We start from the raw sequence: 20,853 nt of genomic DNA, 5'->3' as shown, positions 1-20,853 counted from the left end.
CCGCCCGCCGCGGGCGAGCGCCAGAAGGGAGACGGCGATGCGCAGCTACACCTTCCATCCGCCGGCGGACGCGCGGCCCGGCGAGCCGCACGGCCTGGAGCGGGCGGTCCTGGTGCCGGACGGCTTCTCCTGGACGGCCTTCGTCTTTGGCGCGCTCTGGTTCCTCTATCACCGGCTCTGGATCGCGGCGCTCGTCGTCATCGCCGGGCTGGCGGCTGCGCTCGTCGCCGGATGGCTGCTCGGCCTCGCGCCGGGGGCGATCACCGTCGTGCTGCTGCTGCTGCACCTGCTCATCGGGCTCGAGGCGTCGAGCCTGCGCCGCTGGACGCTCCAGCGCTCCGGGCGGCCGGCCCGCGACGCCTTCCTGGCCGCCAACGCCACCGAGGCCGAGATGAAGGCGCTCGCCCGCTGGCTCGATCCGGACCGGACGCCCCCGGTCCCCGTCGCGCCCCCCGGCGCCACGGCGCGGGCGGCGGGACCGATCGTCGGCCTCTACCCGTTCGGCGAGGGCGGCCGGTGAGGGCTCCCGCGAGGAACGGATCGGAGAGACTGTGAGCGAGCGCGTCGCGATCATCGACTACGGCTCGGGCAACCTGCACTCGGCGGCCAAGGCCTTCGAGCGGGCCGCCCGCGAGGCCGGGCTCGACGGCACCTCGATCCGCGTGACCGGCGATCCGGCCGAGGTCGCCGCCGCCGACCGGATCGTGCTGCCGGGCGTCGGCGCCTATGCCGACTGCCGCGCCGGCCTCGATGCCGTGCCCGGCATGGTCGAGGCCATGACCGAGGCGGCGATCGGCAAGCGCCGTCCCTTCCTCGGCATCTGCGTCGGCATGCAGCTCATGGCGAGCCGCGGCCTCGAATACGCGGTCACGCCGGGCCTGGGCTGGATCCCCGGCGACGTCGGCCCGATCCGCCCGGACGATCCGGCCCTCAAGATCCCGCACATGGGCTGGAACACGCTCGTCCGCGCCCGCCCGCACCCGCTGCTCAAGGGCATCCCGGAGGGGCTGCACGCCTACTTCGTGCACAGCTACGCGCTCTCGCCCGAGCGGCCGGAGGACGTGGTGGCTGAGGCCGACTATGGCGGCGCCGTCACCGCCATGGTCGCCCGCGACAACCTCGCCGGCACCCAGTTCCACCCGGAGAAGAGCCAGCATCTCGGCCTCGCGCTGATCGCGAACTTCCTACGCTGGCGCCCCTGATCCACCGAACCCGAAGAGTCTCCCGCGTGATCCTGTTTCCGGCGATCGATCTCAAGGAGGGCCGCTGCGTCCGTCTCGTCCAGGGCGACATGGCCCAGGCCGTGGTCTTCAACGACGACCCGGCCGCGCAGGCGCAGAGCTTCGCGGAGCAGGGCTTCCCCTGGCTGCACGTCGTCGACCTCGACGGCGCCTTCGCCGGGGCGCCGATGAACGCGGGCGCTGTCGAGGCGATCCTCCGCCGGGTGCGCCTTCCGGTGCAGCTCGGCGGCGGCGTGCGCGACATGCGCACCCTGGAGGGCTGGCTCGAGAAGGGCGTCGCGCGGGTCATCATCGGCACCGCGGCGGTGCGCGACCCCGCCTTCGTGCGCGAGGCCGCGCGTCTGCATCCCGGCCGGGTGGCGGTGGGCATCGACGCCAAGGATGGGCGCGTGGCGGTGGAGGGTTGGGCGCAGACCTCCAGCATGACGGCCGAAGAGCTCGGCCGCCGCTTCGAGGACGCGGGCGTCGCCGCGATCATCTACACGGACATCGCCCGCGACGGCATCCTCAAGGGCCTCAACATCGAGATGACGCTGGCGCTGGCGCAAGCCGTCGGCATCCCCGTCATCGCGTCGGGCGGCCTCGCCTCGATCGAGGACGTGCACCGCCTGCTCCAGCCGGACTGCGCGCTGCTCGCCGGCGCCATCACCGGCCGCGCCCTCTACGACGGCCGCATCGACCCCGCCGAGGCGCTCGCCGCCATCGCCCGGGCGAAGGGCGGCGCCCCGACTGCCGGAAGCTGATCCGTGCTCAAGACCCGCATCATTCCCTGCCTCGACGTCAAGGACGGGCGCGTCGTCAAGGGCGTGCAGTTCCTCGAGCTGCGCGACGCCGGCGATCCGGTCGAATCCGCCAAGGCCTACGACGCGGCCGGCGCCGACGAGCTCTGCTTTCTCGACATCACCGCGAGCCACGAGGCCCGCGGCACGCTCCTCGACGTGGTGAGCCGGACGGCGGAGGCCTGCTTCATGCCGCTCACCGTCGGCGGCGGCGTGCGCACGGTGTCGGACGTCCGCCAGCTCCTGCTCGCAGGCGCGGACAAGGTCGGCATCAACACGGCCGCCGTGAAGAACCCCGATCTCGTGGCGGCGGCGGCGGAGAAGTTCGGGGACCAGTGCATCGTCGTGGCGATCGACGCCAAGCGCGTCTCGGTGGCCGGCGAGGAACCCCGCTGGGAGATCTTCACCCATGGCGGGCGCAGCCCCACCGGGATCGATGCCGTGGAGTTCGCCCGACTCGTGGCGGGCAAGGGCGCGGGCGAGCTTCTCGTCACCTCGATGGACAAGGACGGCACCCGCTCGGGCTACGACCTCGCGCTGACGCGGGCGATCGCCGACGCGGTGCCGGTGCCGGTGATCGCCTCCGGCGGCGTCGGCGGCCTCGACGACCTTGTCGCGGGCGTGCGCGAGGGCGGCGCCAGCGCCGTGCTCGCCGCCTCGATCTTCCATTTCGGCGAGGCGAGCGTCGGGCAGGCCAAGGCCCACATGGCCCGTGCCGGGCTCTCCATGCGGCTCGATCCGTGCTGAAAGCCCCGCAATCCACGGGCTCGGGGCGGGTTTTCAAGGCCGCTGCGGATCGCACGGGATTGTCAGGGCGGCGCCTTGCCGGGTAGCCGGCTTTGACGCAGGCTCGGATCGGAGAACTGTCTCCCGTGCCTGCCCCGCCGGACCGATGAACCATCCCCGATGACGGACTTCACCCTCCAAGACCTCGAGGCCCTCGTCGCCGAGCGCGCGGCGGCTCCCGTCGAGACCTCCTACACGGCGAAGCTCCTCGCGGGCGGGCCGGGGAAGGCCGCCAAGAAACTCGGCGAGGAGGCGGTGGAGGCGGCCATCGCCGCCGTCGAGGGGGATCGCGCCGGCCTCGTCTCGGAGGCGGCCGACGTGCTCTACCACCTCCTCGTGGTGCTGAAGGCCGGCGGCGTCGGCCTCGACGAGGTGATGGCGGAACTCGCCCGCCGCACCGCGCAGAGCGGGCTCGCCGAGAAGGCCGCGAGGCGCCACACGTGACGGGCCTCGACGATGCGGCGCCGGTCGCCGGCCCGCTGCCGGAGCCCGATCCGGGGCCCGGCCAGGACCCGGTGACGGGGCAGGGGCCGGAGCGGCTCTCGCCCTACCGCCTGTTCCGCCGGGAGGAATGGGCGCAGCTGCGCGCCGACACGCCCCTGACGCTGACCGCCGGGGACATCGAGCGCCTGCAATCCCTCAACGACCCGATCTCGGTCGAGGAGGTGGTGGCGATCTACCTGCCGCTCTCGCGCCTGCTCTCCCTCTACGTCGCGGCGACGCAGGGGCTGTTCAAGGCGACGCAGCGCTTCCTGCTCGCCGAGCGCGAGGCCAAGGTCCCCTACATCATCGGGCTCGCGGGCTCGGTGGCGGTCGGCAAGTCGACCACGGGGCGGGTCCTCGCCGCGCTGCTCGCCCGCTGGCCGAACACCCCGAAGGTCGACCTCATCACCACGGACGGCTTCCTGCTGCCGAACGCGGAGCTCGCCCGCCACGACGCCATGGACCGCAAGGGCTTCCCTGAGAGCTACGACACCGCGGCCCTGCTGCGCTTCCTCCACGACATCAAGGCGGGCCACAAGCGGGTGGCGGCGCCCGTCTACTCCCACCTCGTCTACGACCGGGTGCCCGGCGAGGAGCGGGTGGTGGAGAGCCCCGACATCCTGATCGTCGAGGGCCTCAACGTGCTCCAGCCCGCGCGGCTGCCGCGGGACGGCACCGCCATTCCCTTCGTCTCGGACTTCTTCGACTTCTCGATCTACCTCGACGGGCACGAGGACGACCTGCACCGCTGGTACGTGACGCGCTTCATGAAGCTGCGCCAGACCGCCTTCCGCGACCCGCGCTCCTACTTCCGCAAGTACGCCGAGATCGGCGAGGCGGAGGCGCTTGAGGTCGCCGACCGGCTCTGGAGCACGATCAACCTGCCGAACCTGCGCGAGAACATCCTGCCGACCCGCCAGCGCGCCAGCCTGATCCTCGCCAAGGGCGCCAGCCACCGCATCGAGAGCGTGGCGCTGCGGCGGCTGTGAGGCCTCAGGCGAAGGGAAAGACCGCCTCCGCCACGTAGGGCCCGCCGCCCGTCGAGGCGCGGGCGGAGAAGAGCACCACCTCCCGCGCCGTGAAGCGCACGGGCGCCAGCGCCGTCCCCGAGAGAAACATCGCCACGTCCTCGGGGCGGGCGGAGCGGTTCAGCCGGGCGAGCGTCACGTGGGGCGTGAACCTGCGCCGCTCCGGCTCTGCGCCGGCCCGGCGGGCGAGGCGCTCCTGCTCGGCCTGGAGGTCGAGGAGGTCGGGACTCGCCGCCACGGCCGCGAAGACCGCGCGCGGCCGATCGCCGCCGAAGCTCGCGAGCCCGTCGAGGGTAATCTCGACGGGCGGACGGGGGCGGGCCTCGGCCAGCGCCGCGCAGAGATCCTCGGCGAGATCGAGCGAGACGTCGCCGAGGAAGCGCAGGGTGACGTGGTAGTCGCCCGGCTCGATCCAGCGGGCGCCGGGCAGGCCGCCCCGGTGCAGCGCGAGCGTCTGCCCGATGGCCTCCGGGACGGCGAGCGCCGTGAACAGCCGGGGCACTTGAGCTACCGCTCCGCCCCCTGGAGGCGCCTCAAGAAAATCTCGACGGTCGGCAGGATGCCGGCGACGATGCCCTCGACGCCCTTGGCGTTCGGGTGCAGCCGGTCGGGCAGGGCGAGGGAGGCCTCGCCGGCGACGCCCTCCAGGAAGAACGGGTAGAGCACGAGCCCGTAGCGCTCCGCGAGGGTCGGGTAGATCGCGTCGAACTTCGCCACGTAGTCCGGCCCGAGATTGGCCGAGGCGCGCATCCCGGCGAGCAGCACCGGGATGCCGCGGGCCTTGAGCCGCGAAACGATGGTGTCGAGGGCCTTCCGCGGCACCTCCGGGTCTGTGCCACGCAGCATGTCGTTGGCGCCGAGCTCCAGGATCACCCCGTCCGTGCCCTCGGGCACCGACCAGTCGAGCCGGTCGAGGCCGCCGGTGGTGGTGTCGCCGGAGACGCCCGCGTTGGCGATCGAGACGTCGTAGCCCTTGGCGCGCAACGTGCGCTCCAGCACAGCGGGGAAGGCCGCCGCCGCGGGAAGCTGGTAGCCCGCCGTCAGGCTGTCGCCGAGCGCCACCAGCTTCAGAGGCCGGCCCTTCTCGTCGGCGGTTGCGGCGCCCGCCGCCGCTGCGGCAAAGAGAGCCATCAGCGCGACCAGAAGCCCGAGAACGCCCCGATGGCGGCCGCCGGCTTGGCGGCCCATATCGCCCGCACCCCTCCCGTCGCGGCGCCCCGCGAGCCTCGCATCCATCCGCCGCAGCATCGAAGATCGGTCTCCAACTCTCGTGAACCCCATGCCCGTCCCCGCGCACAGATCGGTCCCCGCGTGACCGCCGGCAACCCCGCCATCGCCCTCTCCGGGATCGAGCTGAGCCTCGGCCGGGGCGCGGCCCGCGTCCACGTCCTGCGCGGCGTCTCCCTGGAGGTCGGGCGCGGGGAGGCGGTCGGCCTCGTCGGCCCCTCGGGCTCGGGCAAGTCGACGCTGCTCATGGTTATGGCCGGGCTGGAGCGGCCGGATTCCGGATCGATCCGGGTCGAGGGCACCGATCTCGGCGGCCTCGACGAGGACGCGCTCGCCCGCTTCCGGGGCCGGCGCATCGGCATCGTCTTCCAGGCCTTCCACCTCGTTCCGACCATGACGGCGCTGGAGAACGTCGCGCTCCCTCTCGAGCTCGCCGACCGGGCGGACGCCCACGAACGGGCCGCCGAGGAGCTGCGCGCGGTCGGCCTCGGGGAGCGGCTGCACCACTACCCCGCCCAGCTCTCCGGCGGCGAGCAGCAGCGGGTCGCCATCGCCCGGGCCATCGCGCCCGATCCGGCGATCCTGGTGGCGGACGAGCCCACCGGCAACCTCGACGAGGCGACGGGGGCCGGCATCGTCGACCTGCTCTTCGCCCTCAAGCGCGACCGGGGCGCCACCCTGGTCCTCGTCACCCACGATCCCGGCCTCGCCCGGCTCTGCGACCGCACCGTGCGGGTACGCGCAGGGCGGATCGAGGCCGGAATCCCGGCCTGAGGCACGGCGATGCACGGAACCCTCGGGACGCCCGAGGCGCGGCGCCAGCCGCCGCGCCGGAGCCCCCTGCCGCTCACCTTGCGCCTCGCGCTGCGCGAGTTGCGCGGCGGGCTCTCGGGCTTCGTCGTGTTCCTGTTCTGCATCGCGCTCGGCGTCGCCGCGATCGCCGGGGTCGCCTCGGTGTCGCGCTCGCTCACCGACGGGCTCGGCCGCGAGGGCCGGCGCATCCTCGGGGGCGATCTCAGCTACAGCCTCATCAACCGGCAGGCGACCGAGGCCGAGCGCGCGGCGCTCGCGGCGGAAGGCCCCGTCTCCGTGGTCGCGTCCCTGCGGGCCATGGCGGTGGCCGGCGACGGCGCGGCGGCGCTGGTCGAGCTGAAGGCGGTGGACGGGACCTATCCCGCCGCAGGCCCCCTCGTCACAGATCCGGCCGCCCCGCTCCCCGATCTCCTCGCCCGGCGCGACGCAACCTTCGGCGCCGTCGCCGACCCGGCACTGCTGGCGCGCCTCGGCCTCAAGGCCGGCGACCGGGTGAGCCTCGCCGGCACGCCGGTCGAGATTCGCGCCACCCTCGTCTCGGAGCCCGACCGCATCGCCAACGGCATCGGCTTCGGCCCGCGCCTCCTCGTCTCGCAAGAGGCGCTCGACGCCACCGGGCTGGTGCGGCCGGGCAGCCTCAACCGCTGGAGCTACCGCCTCCAGAAGCCCGGCGCCACCGACGCAGAGCTCGCCGAGAGCGCCGCACGCATCGCCAAGGCGGTGCCGGAGGCGGGTTGGGAGATGCGCGCGCGCTCCGACGCCGACCCGCGCTTCGCCAAGAGCATCGAGCGCTTCACGCAGTTCCTCACCCTCGTCGGGCTGACCGCGCTGATCGTCGGCGGCGTCGGCGTGGCCAATGCCGTCCACGCCTTCGTCGAGCGCAAGCGCGGCTCCATCGCCACCTACAAGAGCGTCGGCGCGCCGGGCTCGGCGGTGGTGAACCTCTACCTGACCCAGGTGATGCTCATCGCCGGCATCGGCACGGGGATCGGTCTGGCGGTCGGCGCCGCGATCCCCTTCGCCATCGACGCGCTGTTCGCCGCGCAGCTGCCTCTGCCCCTGGAGCCGCGGCTGGCCGCGGGCGAGCTGGCGCTGGCCGCCGCCTACGGGCTCCTCACCGCGCTCGCCTTCGCGGTGACGCCGCTCGGGCGCGCCCACGACATCCCGGTCTCAGGGCTCTTCCGCGACCGGGTCGAGCCGGCGGGGCGCGGGGTGCGCTGGCGCTACCGCATCGTCCTAGTGCTGGCGCTCGCCGCGCTCGCAGGGCTCGCCGTCGCCACCGCCTTCGACCGGCGGGTGGCGCTGATCTTCATCGCCGCCGCCGGTCTCGCCTTCGGGGCGCTGCGCCTCGTCGGCCTCGGGCTGATGGCGCTGGCAAAGCGCCTGCCGCACCCGAAGCGGGCGGCCCCGCGCATGGCGCTCGCCAACCTCCACCGCCCCGGCGCGCTGACGCCCTCCGTGGTGCTCTCCCTCGGCCTCGGCGTGACGCTTCTCGTCGCCTTGAGCCTCATCGACGCCAACGTCCGCCGCGCCCTGACGGGGACGCTGCCGGCCTCGGCGCCGAACCTGTTCTTCCTCGACATCCCGGCGAGCGAGGCGGAGGGCTTCCACGCCTTCCTCGGCGGGCAGGCTCCTACCGGCCGCATCGAGCGCGTGCCGATGATGCGCGGGCGGATCGTGGCCCTCAACGGCACGCCTGCCGAGCGCATCCGCCCGCCGGAGGACGCCGCCTGGGTGCTCGACGGCGACCGGGGCATCACCTACGCCGCCGACATGCCGGAGGGCTCGACCCTCGTCGAGGGACGCTGGTGGGGCGCGGACGAGCGCGAGTCCCTCGTCTCCTTCGACGCGGAGCTCGCCGCCAAGCTCGAGCTCAAGATCGGCGACGCCGTCACCGTCAACGTGCTCGGCCGCCCCATCACGGCGCGCATCGCCAACCTGCGCAAGGTCGAGTGGCGCTCGCTCGGCATCAACTTCGTGATGGTATTCTCGCCGGCCACCTTCCGGGGGGCGCCGCACTCGGACCTGGCCACCCTGACGCTCCCCGGCGGCACCGATCCCGCCGCCGAGGCCGCGATCCTGCGCGCGACCGCCAAGACCTACCCCTCCGTGACCGGCGTGCGGGTGCGCGAGGCACTGGAGGCGGTGAGCGATCTCGTCGGGCGCCTCGTCACCGCGATCCGCGGCGCCAGCGCGGTCGCGGTGCTGGCGAGCCTGCTGGTGCTCGCCGGTGCGGTGGCCGCCGGGCACCGGGCCCGGCTCTACGACGCCGTGGTGCTGAAGGTGCTCGGGGCCGACCGCCGCCGCCTGCTCTCGGCCTACGCCCTGGAGTACCTCGCGCTGGGGCTCGTCACCGCGGCCTTCGGGCTCCTGGCCGGCGGGCTCGCCGGCTGGGTGATCGTCACGCGGGTGATGCGCCTGCCCTTCACCCTCGACCTGTCGGGCGCGCTTCTCGCGGCCGGGCTCGCGGTGCTGCTCGCGGTCGCGGCAGGGCTCGCCGGGACTTGGCGGATCCTCGGGCAGAAGCCGGCTCCCTACCTGCGCCAGTTCTGATCGTTCGGGCTCCGAGTCGTCGCGAAGGCTTTAACCGGTCTAAAGCGGCGGGCGCCGCGATCCCGAACCTGGAGACGAGCCTTACGTAAGGTTACCCGCGTTTAATCCTCGCTCGCCCCGAGAAAAACATTGCGGTTCGACCTCGAAAAGCGGCCCTGCGCAAGCGTCACGGGTCTTGCTTGGAATGCAGCGAGGCAACATATTCCGCGCTGAGGCATCGGGTGTGAACGGTGCCAGAGACCCCGCGCGAGCCTCCGGCCCTCCGGCCGGGCGCTCACCCGAAGGGAATCGTTCAAGGGACACCATTCATGGCATTCGACAACAGCCCCTTCCGGTACGGCGCCCAGGCCCCCGGATACGCCGGCAGCCAGGTCGAGGTCGACCAGGGCCTGCGGGCGTTCATGCTGGGCGTCTACAACAACATGGTCGTCGGGCTCGGCATCTCGGGCCTGGTGGCGCTCGGCCTCAACATGGCCGCGACCGCCCAGACGGCGACGGGCAAGCTCGCCCTGACGCCGTTCGGGCAGATGCTCTACACGAGCCCGCTGAAGTGGGTGCTGATGCTGGCCCCCCTGGCCTTCATCTTCATCTTCACGATGCGGATGGACCGGATGTCGGCCTCGGCCGCGCGGCTGACCTTCTTCGCCTTCGCGGCGGTGATGGGCGCCTCGATGTCGACGCTGCTTCTGGTGTTCACCGGCGCCAGCGTGGTGCGGGTGTTCTTCATCACCGCGGCCACCTTCGGCGCGTTGAGCCTCTACGGCTACACGACGAAGCGCAGCCTCTCGGGGATGGGCTCGTTCCTGATCATGGGCCTGATCGGCATCATCATCGCCTCGATCGTGAACATCTTCCTGGCCTCGAGCGCGCTGCAGTTCGCGATCTCGGTGCTCGGCGTCCTGATCTTCGCGGGGCTGACCGCCTACGACACGCAGAAGCTCAAGGAGATGTTCCTCTACTCCGGCGCCGATGCCGAGGGTGCGGCCAAGCTCTCCGTGAACGGTGCGCTGACGCTGTACCTCGACTTCATCAACATGTTCCAGTTCCTGCTGACCCTCCTCGGCGACCGCCGCTAGAGCCAGCACCAGACCCGGAACGAGAGAGCCCCGGCGGGAGACCGCCGGGGCTTTTTCCTTGGCGCGGGGCCGTGGCGGGCGGCCTCACACCGCCCGCAGGGGCTTCTCCAGCACGCCGAGCACGCGGGCGAGGTCGCTGCCGCGCTTCATCACCAGCCCGGTCGCGGCGACTACCGCGTAGGCGCCCTGGCGGCGGGCGAGCTTCGGATCCTTCTCGATCCGGTAGAGCGGCACCTCGGAGCTGCGCCGGTAGATCGAGAACACCGCCTTGTCCCGGCGGAAGTCGAGGGCATAGTCCCGCCACTCGCCCTCGGCGACCATTCGGCCGTAGAGGTTGAAGATCGTGCGCAACTCGTTGCGGTCGAACGCGACCTGCGGGGGCGGGGCGGAGGCGCTGCGGGGGCCGGGGAAGGGGACCACCGACGCCGCGGCGGCGGGCTCGCTCTGTCGGGGCTCGGCGCTCGACCGCTCGCTCATCGGCTCTCCATCCGGAATGCTTCGCTGGCTCGATGATGGGGCCCGCCGCCCCGGGCCGCAAGGCGCCGTGCCGTGGCGCAGGGGATACGGGCCAGAGAAAAAACATCACGAAATCGCCGCGATCGCGCCTTTTCCGAGCCGCGTTGCCTCCCTACATCACCTCGTGAACCTCGCCGGCCCGTGCCCGGACGTTCGCCCGAAACCCGAGCTCCCCAGCCCTCGGACGCGCGACCGGTCTCCACGGATGGCACTCCAGAGGTTTCGAGACCCAAGGACTTCAAAGGCCACCCTCACGGGTGGCCTTTTTTTCGCGCGGCTTTTCCCGGCGCCGCCGTTCTTTCCGGCGGCCGCACCGGCTATTCTCCTCGGCCGCCGCCGGCTCCCGGCGCGTGTCCCGAGACCCCGCGCCGACCCGTGCCCCATTTCGACGACGGCTTCCGCCGCACGCTCGCCGATCTCTTCGCCTGGCGGCGGGACGTGCGCCGCTTCCGCACCGATCCGGTGCCCGAGGAGGCGTTCCTGGCCTGCCTCGATCTCGCCCGGCTCAGCCCCTCCGTGGGCAACAGCCAGCCCTGGCGCTTCGTGCGGGTCTCCGACCCCGCGCGCAGGGCCGCCATCGTCGGCAGCTTCGAGCGCTGCAACGACGCGGCCGCGGAGCGCTACGCGGACGAGCGGGCCGCGCTCTATCGCAGCCTCAAGCTCGCGGGGCTCAGGGAGGCGCCTGTCCACCTCGCCGTGTTCTGCGACGAGACCACGGAGGCGGGCCTCGGCCTCGGCCGGGCGACCATGCCGGAGATGCTGCGCTACTCGGTGGTCGGCGCGGTGCAGACCTTCTGGCTCGCCGCCCGCGCGCGGGGGCTCGGGGTCGGCTGGGTCTCGATCCTCGACCCCTGCGACGTCACCGCGAGCCTCGACGTGCCCGCCTCCTGGCGGCTCGTCGCCTATCTCTGCGTCGGCTATCCGCAGGAGGAGCACCTCGACCCCGAGCTCGTCCGCCACGGCTGGCAGGAGGCCGACCCGGCCGCCGCCGCGCTCCTGGAGCGCTGAGCGCATGCATCAAGGTTAGCGGGTCGCGAAGACTGATCCGCCCATTCGCGGGACTGCGTTCCCGCGTCCTTGATCGCGTTTTCCGGTAACCGTGCATCGCCCGCCCAGTCGTTTCGCCCGTCAACCGGAACGACAAGCTTCGATCCCGATTGTCGTGCCGCGTAAGGTCACGCTTTCAGGGACATCTCCGATGAACGGGCAGAAGGGGTTGCGGGGTGCGGCGCTCGCCGGCGCGATGCTGGCGGGCTTGAGCCTGGGTTCGACGGCGCCGGCCGCGGCGCGCGAGGTGGTGGCGTTCTCCGACGGGCTTTCGCCGGGCTCGGTGGTCATCCGCATCTCGGAGCGGCGCCTCTACCTCGTCAACGGGGACGGCACCGCGATCCGCTACCCCGTGGCGGTGGGCAAGCCGGGCAAGCAGTGGGTCGGCACCACCCGCATCGACGGCAAGTACGTCGCCCCGGCCTGGTCCCCGCCCCGCGAGGTCAAGCGCGACAACCCGCGCCTGCCCGATCTCATCGCCGGCGGCTCGCCGAGCAACCCCATGGGCGCGGCGGCGATGACGCTCGCCGGGGGCGAGTACGCCATCCACGGCACCAACCGGCCGAGCTCTGTCGGCACCTACGCCTCCTACGGCTGCGTGCGCATGTACAACCAGGACGTGGTCGACCTCTACCAGCGGGTCTCGGTCGGCGCCGAGGTCTACATGGTGCGCTGACGGGAACGGTCCCGCGCCTCTCCGGGCCTGAACGGCCGCCCGCGCCCATGCGCGGGGTCCCTTGCCCCGATCCCGTCGGGGCGAGGGCGCGCGGGGCTCAGAAGTCGACGGCGAGGCCCTTCACCTCCCAGTCCTCGTAGCGCACCGGCTCCAGGCCGCCCCGGCCGAGCCGCTCGCCGCCGGCCACGATCGCCGCCGCGCGGGCATCGATGGCGGCCCGCCGCTCGGCGGCCTCGGCGAGCGCCCGCTGCGCCGCCGGGCTGAGCGGGCGCGGGGGAGCGGAGTCATCCTGCCCCGTGGCAGGCGCCGACGGGACATGCGTTGCAGGATCTTGCATCGGCGGGCCTCCGGTGGGAGGGCGGGAGCGGCGCGTTCGGCGCCTTCGGGATCAGGGACATGGCATCGATGGCCTCAGGCCGCAACGCGCGGTCGCCCGGTGGCCGCAAGGCCAGGGCACGGATTCCGGAGCCGGTTCCGGAGATCGTGGACGAGCCGGTCGCGGGCCTGGCGCCCCGCCGGGCCGCCCTCGAGGCGGTGGCGGAGCTGCTCGGACAGGGCCGGGCGCTGGCCCTCGACGACGCCCTCGCGGGGGCCGGGGCCCGCGCCGGCGTCGCCGGTCCGGACGCGGCGCTGGCGCGGGCCATCGCCACGGCGACCTTCCGGCGCCTCGGCTTCCTGAAGGCCGCGCTCGCCGCCCGCCTCGCCGAGGGGCTTCCGGAGGACGAGCCGCGCTTCCTGGCGCTTCTCGCCACCGGCGCAGCGCAGATCCTCGACCTCTCGGTGCCCGACCACGCCGCCGTCGACCTCGCCGTGCGCCTCGCCAAGGCGGAGCCGCGCCTGCGCCACCGCGCCGGCCTCGTGAACGCGGTGCTGCGCCGCATCGCCCGCGAGGCGGAGGAGATCCGCGCCGCAGAGACGAACCCGCTCGCCGACAACACGCCGGATTGGCTCCGCCAGCGCTGGATCGCGGCCTACGGCCGGGAGAGCGCGGAGAGAATCGCCCGCGCCCATCTCTCGGGCGCGGCCATCGACATCACCGTGCCGGCAGGCGCCGACCGCTGGGCCGACATGCTCGCGGCGGTGCTGCTGCCGACCGGATCGCTGCGCCTGTCCGACACCCGCACCCCGGTCGCCGAGCTGCCGGGCTTCGTCGAGGGGGCGTGGTGGGTGCAGGACGCCGCCGCCGCCATCCCGGCCCGCCTGCTGCACGTCAGGCCGAACGAGCGCGTCGCCGACCTCTGCGCGGCACCCGGCGGCAAGACCGCCCAGCTCGCCGCGGCCGGGGCCGCGGTGACGGCCGTCGACCGCTCGGGCCCCCGCCTGCGGCGCCTGTCGGAGAATCTCGGCCGTCTGTCGCTGGAGGCGAAGATCGTCGTCGCCGACGCCCTCGACCTCGACGAGCCCCCCTTCGACGCCGTGCTCCTCGATGCGCCCTGCTCGGCGACCGGCACCATCCGCCGCCACCCGGACGTGGCCTGGACGAAGTCCGAGGCCGATATCGGCCGTCTCGTCGCGCTCCAGGAGCGGCTCCTCGACAAGGCCGCCGATCTGCTCAAGCCGGGCGGGCGGCTCGTCTACTGCACCTGCTCCCTGGAGCGGGAGGAGGGGGAAGAACAGGTCGCCCGCTTCCTCGACCGGCACCCGGACTTCGCCCTCGACCCGGTGCGGCCCGACGAGATCGGCGGCCTCTCGGGCCTGATCGACGCGGCCGGCCACCTGCGGACCCTGCCCTCGGGGGAGCCCGCCATGGACGGATTCTTCGCGAGCCGGCTCCTGAAGCGGGCCTGACCGCCGCCCCGAGGCCGTTTCCCGATGCTTAACGGCCGGTTAAGAGGCTCGCTCTAGCTTCACGAGGAGGGGAGGCGGCCTGCGACCGGCCCGTCCCGCGGGGAGAGGGCGTGCGCTGGGGTCCGGATCGCTGGACGATGTATCGGCTCCTCGGCCGCGAGATCGCGCGCGCCGTGCGCCGTGCCGCGGCCCGGGCCAGCGCGGCGCCGGACATCCTCGCCCGCGCCCGCGTGACCGGGCTCGCCATCGCTCCCCACGACCTGCGCACCTCCGACGCCACCTTCGCCGACGACATCTACGCCGGGCTCTTCGTCTTCGCCGGCCGCTCGCTCGCCGTGCAGGGCCGCTCGCCCTTCGACTACGCGGCGCCCTCGCCGGAATGGGCCGAAGCACTCTACGGCTTCGGCTGGCTGCGCCACCTGCGCGCCGCCGACACCCCGCTGGCGCGGGCCAACGCCCGCGCCTTCGTGGCCGACTTCATGGCCGGACGCGGCGATCCCGTGCTCGCGGGCGCGACCTCGGTGACGGCCCGGCGCCTGATCTCCTTCCTCAGCCAGTCGCCGCTGGTGCTGGAGGGGGCCGACCACGCCTTCTACCAGGCCTTCCTGCGCCTGATCCGGCGCACCGCCCGCGACCTCGAGCGGGCCCTGCGGCAGGGCGTTCTCCCCCAGGCGCGCCTCGAGGCGGCGGTGGCGCTCTGCTACGCGGGGCTGTGCTGCGAGGGCCTCCAGCCGATCCTGCGGCGCGCCACACGCATCCTCTCGCGGGAGCTCGACCGGCAGGTCATGCCCGATGGCGGCCACCGCAGCCGCGACCCGCGCTTCGCCATGGAGCTCGCCCTCGACCTCCTGCCGCTGCGCCAGAGCTTCCTCAGCCGCCGGGTCGATCCGCCGGAGGCCCTGCTGCGGGCGATCGACCGGATGCTGCCGCTGTTGCGGCTCCTGCGCCATGCCGACGCCTCGCTCAGCCACTTCAACGGCATGGGCGCCACCGCCGCCGACCATCTCGCGACGCTGCTCGTCTACGACGGCACCATGGCGCGCCCGCTCACCCACGCGCCGCATTCGGGCTACGAGCGGCTCGAGGGCGGCCGCGTGGTGCTCGTCGCCGATGTCGGCTACGCGCCGCCCCTTCTCCAGTCGGCGAAGGCCGGGGCCGGCTGCCTCTCCTTCGAGATGTCGAGCGGGCCGCAGCGGATCGTCGTGAACTGCGGCCTGCCCGAGAGCGGCGAGGAGCTGCGCCGGCTCGCCCGCACCACCGCCGCCCACTCCACCGCCACCGTCGCCAACGTCTCCTCCTGCCGCTTCCTCTCCGGCGGCGGCTGGTGGGGGGAGCGCCGGGCCGTCGCCTGGCTGGGCAAGCGCCTCGGGCCCGTGGTGCTGCGCGGTCCCTCGACGGTGAAGGCGGTGCGCTCGCAGATCCCCGGCACCGAGATCCTGGCGGCGAGCCACGACGGCTACGCCCGCGACTACGGCATCGTCCACGAGCGTCGCTGGCGCCTCGCGACCGCGGAGGGACGGCTCGAGGGCGAGGACGTGTTCCTGCGCGAGGGCGGCGGTCTCAACCGGCCCCGCGACGTCGCCGTGCGCTTCCATCTCCACCCGACCGTGCGCCTGCGCGAGGAGCATCTCGGCTCCGTCGACCTGGCGCTGCCGCTCGGCGAGGTCTGGCGCTTCCGGGCCGAGGGCGCGGCGGTGAGCATCGAGGAGAGCGCCTACTTCGCCGGCCTCACCGGCCCGAGGCGCACGGAGCAGATCGTGCTCCACGTGCGCGTCGACGGCCCGACCGAGCTGCGCTGGTCCTTCACCCGCCTCGACGCCCAGGCGGCGGGCGCCTGAGGCCGCCGCTGGCCGGGCCGGGGCCGTTCGTGTTACCGGCGCGGAGACGCGCCCCCCGCGCCCCGACCACGGGCCGGGCGCGCGAACGGACAGGGTTTCCAGAGGCTTCGATGTCCCACGACTCGGTGCGGATCACCCGCGCGCTGCTCTCCGTCTCCGACAAGACCGGGCTCGTCGATTTCGCGCGGGCGCTCGTCGGCCACGGCGTCGAGCTGGTCTCGACGGGCGGCACCTACCGGGCGCTCTCCGAGGCGGGGCTGCCCGTGCGCGAGGTCGCCGAGCTGACGGGCTTTCCCGAGATGATGGACGGGCGGGTGAAGACCCTGCACCCGGCGGTGCACGGGGGCCTTCTCGCCGTGCGCGACAACCCCGAGCATCAGGCGGCGCTCGCCGCCCACGGCATCGGCGCCATCGACCTCCTCGTGGTCAACCTCTACCCGTTCGAGGAGACGCTCGCGAAGGGCGGGGCCTACGACGACTGCGTCGAGAACATCGACGTCGGCGGCCCGGCGATGATCCGCGCGGCGGCCAAGAACCACGCGGACGTCGCCGTCGTCACCGAGGCCGGCGCCTATGCAGGGCTCCTCGCCGAGCTGACCGAGACCGGCGGCTCGCTCGGCGCGGCGACGCGCCGGCGCCTGGCGCAGGCCGCCTTCGCCCGCACCGCCGCCTATGACGGGGCCATCGCCGCCTGGCTCGCCACGCAGGTGGGGGAGGGCGAGCGGAGCTTCTTCAGCGCCGGCGGGCGCCTCGCGCAAGGGCTGCGCTACGGCGAGAACCCGCACCAGGCGGCGGCCTTCTACCGCTCCGCCGGGGCCGTGCGGCCCGGCGTCGCCAGCGCCCGGCAGGTGCAGGGCAAGGAACTCTCCTACAACAACCTCAACGACACCGACGCCGCCTACGAGTGCGTGGCCGAGTTCGACCCGGACCGCGCGGCGGCGGTCGTCATCGTCAAGCACGCCAACCCCTGCGGCGTGGCGGAGGGCGCAAGCCTCGCGGAGGCCTACGAGCGGGCGCTCGCCTGCGACCCGACCTCGGCCTTCGGCGGCATCGTCGCCCTGAACCGCACCCTCGACGCGGAGGCCGCCCGGCGCATCGTCGAGATCTTCACCGAGGTGATCATCGCCCCCGACGCCACGGAGGAGGCGGCGGCGATCGTCCGCGCGAAGAAGAACCTGCGGCTGCTGCTCGCCGGAGGCCTGCCCGATCCGCGCGCGCCCGGAGAGACCGTGAAGAGCCTCGCCGGCGGGCTCCTCGTGCAGGCGCGCGACGCGATGAGCGTCGACGACATGCCGCTCACCGTGGTGACGAAGCGGCCGCCGAGCGAGCGGGAATACGCGGATCTGCGCTTCGCCTACCGGGTCGCCAAGCACGTCAAGTCGAACGCCATCGTCTACGCCCGCGAGGGCGCCACGGTGGGGATCGGCGCTGGGCAGATGTCGCGGGTCGATTCCGCCCGCATCGCCGCCTGGAAGGCCGGGGAGGGGGCCGCCCGCCTCGGGCTGGCGGAGAGCCTCGCCAAGGGCTCCGTCGTCGCCTCGGACGCGTTCTTCCCTTTCGCCGACGGGCTGCTCACCGCCGCGGAGGCCGGCGCCACCGCCGTGATCCAGCCCGGCGGCTCGATGCGCGACGCGGAGGTAATCGCCGCCGCCGACGCGGCCGGCCTCGCCATGGTCTTCACCGGCCACCGCCACTTCCGGCACTGAGCGCGCTTTCACAGCGAGCGCCGGTACCACGACGACGGCGGATATCCGCCGTTCCGGACAAGAAAAAGAGAGCGGAATGACATCGGAACGACGCAGCGCCGGCCCTCTCGCCGATCTGCTCGACGTGCTCCGGCCGAAGCGGACGCCTCGAGCCACCAAGCGCGAGATGCGCGCCTTTCTGAGTGCTTTGACGGCGGCTGGACTGTTCGACGGCGCCTGGTACCTGAGGCGTTACGGCGATGTCGCGGGTACGGATCTCGATCCCCTTGCGCACTTCCTGCACTTCGGGCGCTTCGAGAAGCGCTCGCCGGGACCCGACTTCGACGCCGCTTGGTACGCGGCGCATTACGGCGATGCGATCGGCGGGATCGACCCGACCGCGCATTACCTCATGGTCGGTAAGCCTCAGGGTCTCCACCCTCTGCCGCGCCACCTGCGCCCCGGCCGCCGGGTCTACGCGCGCTCGCCCCAGGCGCTCGCCGCCGAGCGGGAGCGCCCGAGGACGCAGACCCGCGGCATCCTGATCCGCACCTATCACGCCGACGCGTTCCGGCTTTACTTCGCGCTCCGCTCGATCGGGAAGCACTGCACCGGCTTCGACAGCCTCGTCGTCGTCTGCCAGCCCTCCTCGGAATGGGCCATCGCGCCGGTGGTAGCCTGCTTCGACTTCGCGCGGCTCGTGCTCTGCGAGCCCTACGCGAACGACTACATCGGCCAGCAGATCACCAAGCTGATGTCCCACACCTTCGTCGCCGAGGACGTCATCTTCCACGTCGACAGCGACTGCATCTTCTTCGAGCCGACCGACCTGTCCCGCTACATGGACGGCGACGTGCCGCTGCTCTTCCATCGCAGCTACGACTCGCTCTACCGCCGGTTCGTCGCGATCCCCTGGCAGGAGGTGACCTCGCGCTTCATGCTCCGCCAGGTCGACCACGAGTTCATGTGCGGCTTCCCCTTCGCCTACCCGCGGGCGCTCTACGAGGACCTCCACGCCTGGTTCGTCGCCACGCACGGCTTCGACTACGGGGCGATCGAGGGGCATCTGCTGCAGAAGGACGCCTTCTCCGAGTTCAACCTTCTCGGCGCGTTCAGCTTCCAGGCCGGGCGGCGCTACAACACGCCGGTCTCGTTTGAGGAGACCGGGTTCGACTTCCGGATGCACCAGTACTGCCGGGTCAGCGACCGAAACGACCGCTCGATCTCGCCGCAGGAACTCGCGGAGCTCGAGAGCCTCACGGAGTACGATCCCGGCTGAGGGCGGCCCGCGGGACGAAGCCCGGGCGCGTCCCGAAAAGAAGTGCCGCCGCCCGGTGGGGCGGCGGCATGGGAGAGTTCGAGGGCGGCCCGCCGGGTCGGCGGGCCGCGCATCGTCGGATCAGTGACGCGCCGGCGGGACGCCGTCGATGTCGGCGAAGATGTCCCGGTCCTTGGTCTCCGGCACGAAGAACAGGCCGACCAGCACGGTCATGACGGCGATCGCGATCGGGTACCAGAGGCCGTAGTAGATGTCGCCCGTGGCGGCCACCATCGCGAAGGCGGTGGCCGGCAGCAGGCCGCCGAACCAGCCGTTGCCGATATGGTAGGGCAGCGACATGCCGGAGTAGCGGATCCGGGTCGGGAACAGCTCCACCAGCGCGGCGGCGATCGGGCCGTAGACCATCGTCACGAAGAGGACGAGGACGAACAGCAGCCCGATGATGGAGGCGGTCTGGGCGCGGAAGATGTCGAAGGGGTTCGACATCTTCACGATGCCCGGATCGCCCGCCTTGGGGTAGCCGGCCGCCTGGAGCACCGGGTTCGCCGCCTTGCCGAGATCGGCCGACGAAAGGCCGTCCGTCACCGGGATCTCGGTGTCGTTGACCTTGATCCGCACCGGTTGGCCCGTCGGGGCGGCCTCGGTGGTGTACTTCACCGACGACTTGGCGAGGAAGTCGCGGGCGAGGTCGCAGGGCGCGGTGAACTTGCGCGTGCCGACCGGATTGAACAGGTCGCCACACTGCTTGGGATCGGCGATCACCGAGACCTTCACGGTCTGGATGGCCTTCTCGAGGTTCGGGTTGGCAATGGCAGTGATGTGGTGGAAGATCGTGAAGTAGCTCACTGCCGCGATCGCGCAGCCGGCCAGGATGATCGGCTTGCGGCCGATCTTGTCAGAGAGCCAGCCGAAGAACACGAAGAAGCCGGTGCCGAACACGAGCGACCAGGCGATGAGCAGGTTCGAGGTGTAGCCGTCGACCTTCAGGATCGATTGCAGGAAGAACAGCGCGTAGAACTGGCCGGTGTACCAGACGACGCCCTGGCCGGCGGTGAGGCCGAGCAGCGCGACGAGCGCGATCTTGGCGTTGCGCCACTCGCCGAAGGCCTCCTTCAGCGGCGCCTTTGAGGTCTGGCCCTCTTCCTTCATCTTCTTGAAGGCGGGGGACTCGGAGAGCTGCAGACGGATCCAGACGGAGATGCCGAGCAGCACCACCGAGACCAGGAACGGAATGCGCCAGCCCCACTCGCGGAAGGCCTCCTCGCCCGTGATGGTGCGGGTCGCGAGGATGACGATCAGGGAGAGGAACAGCCCGAGGGTCGCCGTCGTCTGGATCCAGCTCGTGTAGAAGCCGCGCCGCCCGTTCGGAGCGTGCTCGGCCACGTAGGTCGCCGCGCCTCCGTACTCGCCGCCGAGCGCCAGGCCCTGGAGCAGGCGCAGGATGATCAGGATGATCGGGGCGGCGATGCCGATGCTCGTGGCGCTGGGCAGGATGCCGACGATGAAGGTCGACACGCCCATGAGCAGGATCGTGACGAGGAAGGTGTACTTGCGGCCGACGAGGTCGCCGATGCGGCCGAACACCAGGGCCCCGAACGGGCGCACGATGAAGCCCGCGGCGAAGGCGAGCAGCGCGAAGATGTTGCGCGTCGCCTCGTCGTAGAGCGGCTTGCCGTCGGGGCCGAGAACGTTGAAGAACTGCGCGCCGATGATCGCGGCGAGCGAGCCGTAGAGATAGAAGTCGTACCACTCGAACACGGTGCCGAGCGACGAGGCGAAGATGACGCGCTTCTCAGCCTTCGTCATCGGTCTCGTCGCGTCCCCCGCCCGCGGAACTGCGGTGCCTACGGCCATTGTCGGTTTCCTCCTCGAGAACGCGTGCGTACCGGTCCCTCTGGCGGGGATTCCGGCTTGGGGCCGCAGGGCCCGCGCCCGCAGGGCTCTTCGCGGCCGAGCGGATTTCGCAACGCTAGCCTGCACGGCCGCGCCGCCCAAGAGAGCGGCCGTGCAGGTTCACGCATTCGTAAGAGTTTGTAAC

Annotated in this window: 20 protein-coding genes; 15 read left to right on the top strand and 5 right to left on the bottom strand. The window is 72.5% G+C overall.

Features of this window, described 5'->3' with window-relative positions:
* The first annotated feature begins 37 nt into the window (after nt 1-37).
* The 6 genes from MFF04_RS08235 to coaA all read left to right on the top strand — a co-directional run bounded on the left by MFF04_RS08235 (nt 38) and on the right by coaA (nt 4,278).
* Nucleotides 38-520, top strand: coding sequence for a DUF2628 domain-containing protein (locus tag MFF04_RS08235; RefSeq protein ID WP_238274976.1), 483 nt, complete (start codon nt 38-40; stop codon nt 518-520).
* A 31-nt stretch (nt 521-551) separates the two neighbouring features.
* A complete protein-coding gene (hisH, locus tag MFF04_RS08230; RefSeq protein ID WP_238274975.1) occupies nt 552-1,202 on the top strand; it encodes an imidazole glycerol phosphate synthase subunit HisH in 651 nt (216 codons plus the stop codon).
* Nucleotides 1,203-1,228: 26 nt separating this feature from the next.
* A complete protein-coding gene (hisA, locus tag MFF04_RS08225; RefSeq protein ID WP_238274974.1) occupies nt 1,229-1,984 on the top strand; it encodes a 1-(5-phosphoribosyl)-5-[(5-phosphoribosylamino)methylideneamino]imidazole-4-carboxamide isomerase in 756 nt (251 codons plus the stop codon).
* Between the two features lie 3 nt (nt 1,985-1,987).
* Nucleotides 1,988-2,767 carry an imidazole glycerol phosphate synthase subunit HisF gene (hisF, locus tag MFF04_RS08220; RefSeq protein WP_238274973.1) on the top strand — a complete coding sequence of 260 codons (780 nt, stop codon included), beginning with the start codon at nt 1,988-1,990 and terminating at the stop codon, nt 2,765-2,767.
* Nucleotides 2,768-2,926: 159 nt separating this feature from the next.
* The gene (locus MFF04_RS08215; RefSeq protein WP_238274972.1) at nt 2,927-3,250 is read left to right on the top strand and encodes a phosphoribosyl-ATP diphosphatase; all 324 of its coding nucleotides are present in this window, start codon (nt 2,927-2,929) and stop codon (nt 3,248-3,250) included.
* Nucleotides 3,251-3,285: 35 nt separating this feature from the next.
* A complete protein-coding gene (gene coaA / locus MFF04_RS08210) occupies nt 3,286-4,278 on the top strand; it encodes a type I pantothenate kinase (protein WP_238275074.1) in 993 nt (330 codons plus the stop codon).
* Between the two features lie 4 nt (nt 4,279-4,282).
* Here the strand turns inward: coaA and thpR are convergent, their stop codons facing one another.
* Nucleotides 4,283-4,819: an RNA 2',3'-cyclic phosphodiesterase gene (thpR, locus tag MFF04_RS08205; protein WP_238274970.1), complete on the bottom strand. Its 537-nt coding sequence runs from the start codon at nt 4,817-4,819 to the stop codon at nt 4,283-4,285.
* Nucleotides 4,820-4,824: 5 nt separating this feature from the next.
* Nucleotides 4,825-5,565, bottom strand: a complete 741-nt coding sequence (locus MFF04_RS08200) for an arylesterase (RefSeq protein WP_441338607.1) — start codon at nt 5,563-5,565, stop codon at nt 4,825-4,827.
* Nucleotides 5,566-5,628: 63 nt separating this feature from the next.
* Between MFF04_RS08200 and MFF04_RS08195 the strand changes: the two genes are divergently transcribed.
* The 3 genes from MFF04_RS08195 (at nt 5,629) to MFF04_RS08185 (ending at nt 9,986) form a co-directional block, all read left to right on the top strand.
* Nucleotides 5,629-6,318, top strand: coding sequence for an ABC transporter ATP-binding protein (locus tag MFF04_RS08195; protein ID WP_238274969.1), 690 nt, complete (start codon nt 5,629-5,631; stop codon nt 6,316-6,318).
* Nucleotides 6,319-6,327: 9 nt separating this feature from the next.
* On the top strand, nt 6,328-8,910 hold the full coding sequence (locus tag MFF04_RS08190) for an ABC transporter permease (protein WP_238274968.1): 2,583 nt from the start codon (nt 6,328-6,330) through the stop codon (nt 8,908-8,910).
* Nucleotides 8,911-9,218: 308 nt separating this feature from the next.
* A complete protein-coding gene (locus MFF04_RS08185; protein ID WP_238274967.1) occupies nt 9,219-9,986 on the top strand; it encodes a Bax inhibitor-1/YccA family protein in 768 nt (255 codons plus the stop codon).
* Nucleotides 9,987-10,070: 84 nt separating this feature from the next.
* Here MFF04_RS08185 and MFF04_RS08180 read toward each other — a convergent pair whose 3' ends face one another.
* The gene (locus tag MFF04_RS08180) at nt 10,071-10,463 is read right to left on the bottom strand and encodes a DUF2794 domain-containing protein (RefSeq protein ID WP_238274966.1); all 393 of its coding nucleotides are present in this window, start codon (nt 10,461-10,463) and stop codon (nt 10,071-10,073) included.
* Nucleotides 10,464-10,877: 414 nt separating this feature from the next.
* Here MFF04_RS08180 and bluB point away from each other — a divergent pair, with 414 nt between their 5' ends.
* Complete coding sequence (gene bluB, locus MFF04_RS08175) at nt 10,878-11,510, top strand: 5,6-dimethylbenzimidazole synthase (protein ID WP_238274965.1); 633 nt, start codon at nt 10,878-10,880, stop codon at nt 11,508-11,510.
* A 190-nt stretch (nt 11,511-11,700) separates the two neighbouring features.
* Nucleotides 11,701-12,225 (top strand): L,D-transpeptidase, encoded by a 525-nt coding sequence (locus MFF04_RS08170; protein ID WP_238274964.1) that lies wholly within the window; start codon nt 11,701-11,703, stop codon nt 12,223-12,225.
* Between the two features lie 97 nt (nt 12,226-12,322).
* On the opposite strand, the gene MFF04_RS08165 is transcribed toward MFF04_RS08170, so the two are convergent.
* Nucleotides 12,323-12,562, bottom strand: a complete 240-nt coding sequence (locus MFF04_RS08165; protein WP_238274963.1) for a DUF1674 domain-containing protein — start codon at nt 12,560-12,562, stop codon at nt 12,323-12,325.
* 59 nt (nt 12,563-12,621) lie between these two features.
* Here MFF04_RS08165 and MFF04_RS08160 point away from each other — a divergent pair, with 59 nt between their 5' ends.
* From MFF04_RS08160 to MFF04_RS08145, 4 genes are all read left to right on the top strand, one after another.
* Nucleotides 12,622-14,013: an RsmB/NOP family class I SAM-dependent RNA methyltransferase gene (locus tag MFF04_RS08160; protein WP_283206352.1), complete on the top strand. Its 1,392-nt coding sequence runs from the start codon at nt 12,622-12,624 to the stop codon at nt 14,011-14,013.
* 110 nt (nt 14,014-14,123) lie between these two features.
* The gene (locus tag MFF04_RS08155) at nt 14,124-15,851 is read left to right on the top strand and encodes a heparinase II/III family protein (RefSeq protein WP_238274962.1); all 1,728 of its coding nucleotides are present in this window, start codon (nt 14,124-14,126) and stop codon (nt 15,849-15,851) included.
* Nucleotides 15,852-15,961: 110 nt separating this feature from the next.
* Nucleotides 15,962-17,557, top strand: coding sequence for a bifunctional phosphoribosylaminoimidazolecarboxamide formyltransferase/IMP cyclohydrolase (purH, locus tag MFF04_RS08150; protein ID WP_238274960.1), 1,596 nt, complete (start codon nt 15,962-15,964; stop codon nt 17,555-17,557).
* 76 nt (nt 17,558-17,633) lie between these two features.
* Nucleotides 17,634-18,815, top strand: coding sequence for a hypothetical protein (locus tag MFF04_RS08145; protein WP_238274958.1), 1,182 nt, complete (start codon nt 17,634-17,636; stop codon nt 18,813-18,815).
* A gap of 120 nt (nt 18,816-18,935) precedes the next feature.
* On the opposite strand, the gene MFF04_RS08140 is transcribed toward MFF04_RS08145, so the two are convergent.
* Nucleotides 18,936-20,669 (bottom strand): MFS transporter, encoded by a 1,734-nt coding sequence (locus tag MFF04_RS08140; protein WP_238274957.1) that lies wholly within the window; start codon nt 20,667-20,669, stop codon nt 18,936-18,938.
* Nucleotides 20,670-20,853: the final 184 nt, after the last annotated feature.

The organism is Methylobacterium jeotgali, from assembly GCF_022179345.1.
GTDB classification, from domain to species: Bacteria; Pseudomonadota; Alphaproteobacteria; order Rhizobiales; family Beijerinckiaceae; genus Methylobacterium; species Methylobacterium jeotgali.
Note: the sequence above shows the minus strand (reverse complement) of the source record. Positions and strands in the feature narration are given on the sequence as shown.

What these genes read in the sequence shown, in the direction of transcription:
- MFF04_RS08235 (WP_238274976.1), top strand. Translation starts at nt 38, where the DNA reads ATGCGCAGCTACACCTTCCATCCGCCGGCGGACGCGCGGCCCGGCGAG.
- MFF04_RS08215 (WP_238274972.1), top strand. Translation starts at nt 2,927, where the DNA reads ATGACGGACTTCACCCTCCAAGACCTCGAGGCCCTCGTCGCCGAGCGC.
- MFF04_RS08200 (WP_441338607.1), bottom strand. Translation starts at nt 5,565, where the DNA reads ATGCTGCGGCGGATGGATGCGAGGCTCGCGGGGCGCCGCGACGGGAGG.
- MFF04_RS08190 (WP_238274968.1), top strand. Translation starts at nt 6,328, where the DNA reads ATGCACGGAACCCTCGGGACGCCCGAGGCGCGGCGCCAGCCGCCGCGC.
- MFF04_RS08185 (WP_238274967.1), top strand. Translation starts at nt 9,219, where the DNA reads ATGGCATTCGACAACAGCCCCTTCCGGTACGGCGCCCAGGCCCCCGGA.
- MFF04_RS08180 (WP_238274966.1), bottom strand. Translation starts at nt 10,463, where the DNA reads ATGAGCGAGCGGTCGAGCGCCGAGCCCCGACAGAGCGAGCCCGCCGCC.
- MFF04_RS08170 (WP_238274964.1), top strand. Translation starts at nt 11,701, where the DNA reads ATGAACGGGCAGAAGGGGTTGCGGGGTGCGGCGCTCGCCGGCGCGATG.
- MFF04_RS08165 (WP_238274963.1), bottom strand. Translation starts at nt 12,562, where the DNA reads ATGCAAGATCCTGCAACGCATGTCCCGTCGGCGCCTGCCACGGGGCAG.
- MFF04_RS08160 (WP_283206352.1), top strand. Translation starts at nt 12,622, where the DNA reads ATGGCATCGATGGCCTCAGGCCGCAACGCGCGGTCGCCCGGTGGCCGC.
- purH (WP_238274960.1), top strand. Translation starts at nt 15,962, where the DNA reads ATGTCCCACGACTCGGTGCGGATCACCCGCGCGCTGCTCTCCGTCTCC.
- MFF04_RS08145 (WP_238274958.1), top strand. Translation starts at nt 17,634, where the DNA reads ATGACATCGGAACGACGCAGCGCCGGCCCTCTCGCCGATCTGCTCGAC.
- MFF04_RS08140 (WP_238274957.1), bottom strand. Translation starts at nt 20,669, where the DNA reads ATGGCCGTAGGCACCGCAGTTCCGCGGGCGGGGGACGCGACGAGACCG.